The organism is Maritalea porphyrae (genome assembly GCF_027213965.1).
GTDB lineage: Bacteria > Pseudomonadota > Alphaproteobacteria > Rhizobiales > Devosiaceae > Maritalea > Maritalea porphyrae_A.
Map to the genome: position 1 here is coordinate 1 of NZ_JAPWGX010000032.1, position 275 is coordinate 275.

The following is a 275-nucleotide window of genomic DNA, read 5'->3' on the forward strand; positions in this document are numbered from 1 at the left end:
GCCTTGCCCCGCGTTTTAGCTCAACGTGTTGGTGAATCGTATTCGGTTTTGTGTTTGGAACAAAAAGTGACATCAAAAATGCGGGAACCAAGTAGTTCACCAATGACGGTACAAACAACGGAATGAACTCAGCAAAGCTGACATGACCGGCCTGCCACACCATCAGGGTTGTAATATCTCCAAATGGGCTGAATGCACCGCCAGCGTTGGCTGCGATAACAATGTTGATACAAGCAAGATTGACGAACTTAGGATTATCACCAGAGACTTTCATC

The 275-nt window shown here is 46.2% G+C and carries 1 protein-coding gene; it reads right to left on the reverse strand.

From position 1 onward, the window contains the following. The coding region (nhaD, locus tag O4H47_RS17910; RefSeq protein ID WP_269395387.1) for a sodium:proton antiporter NhaD at positions 1 to 275 on the reverse strand (275 nt) is incomplete at both ends.